This is a genomic window from Methylobacterium tarhaniae (genome assembly GCF_001043955.1).
GTDB classification, from domain to species: Bacteria; Pseudomonadota; Alphaproteobacteria; order Rhizobiales; family Beijerinckiaceae; genus Methylobacterium; species Methylobacterium tarhaniae.
Genome location: NZ_LABZ01000163.1, coordinates 1 through 810 on the forward strand (window position 1 = coordinate 1; position 810 = coordinate 810).

1 protein-coding gene is annotated in these 810 nt (G+C 69.0%); it reads right to left on the minus strand.

Annotated elements, in window-relative coordinates; translation table 11 throughout:
• Positions 1–565: hypothetical protein (locus VQ03_RS21530; RefSeq protein WP_048452959.1), on the minus strand; the 565-nt coding region annotated here is incomplete at its 3' end.
• Positions 566–810: the final 245 nt, after the last annotated feature.

Below are 810 nucleotides of genomic sequence, written 5' to 3' on the forward strand. Positions count from 1 at the left end.
CGACCATCGCGCGCCGGGCTGCGCGGGCCGGCCTCTCGATCATGGAAGGAGGCCCCGCGACGTAGAGCTTGGCCCGCTCGGACGCCATGACCGAACTCAGGCGCGCCGGGGCGAACCAGCCGACAATGATGTCCGCGGCAAAGCCTACGGCACGGCCCGCGGAGGCGTCGTGGGCGACGTTGTGCAGGAAGCCGACGCACTCGAACCCGTGCTGCAACGTGATGGTCGTGAAGGAGCTTGGGGCAGAGGCAAACAGGCGGTGGGTGACCGCATGGTTGGGCAGGGTCGACTCGCTGCCGGCGACGATGAGCCCACGCTTGTCCTGGAGGTGGCGGAAGGCTTCGTATTCCGAGGCGTAAGTGGTCTTGGGCACGTCGAGATCCGCACACAGCCTGCCCAGCTCGTCCGTCCAGCGGCCGGTCGCGTCGAGCTTGGCGAACTCGGCGGAGACGAGGATCTCGCAGCGCGATCCCGGAAGCGACCGGGCCAGCTTCATCAACGGCTGGAGGGTCGCGATGTCCTGCACGAGGTGAACGTGGAAGACGATGGACGACGGCACCCTCATGTGACGCCGCTCCCGGCCCTCGCCGCCCTGCACCGCGATGCCCGTCCGCCCGCGGCGGCGACGGCCGGGAGCGGCGTCACATGAGGGTGCCGTCGTCCATCGTCTTCCACGTTCACCTCGTGCAGGACATCGCGACCCTCCAGCCGTTGATGAAGCTGGCCCGGTCGCTTCCGGGATCGCGCTGCGAGATCCTCGTCTCCGCCGAGTTCGCCAAGCTCGACGCGACCGGCCGCTGGACGGACGAG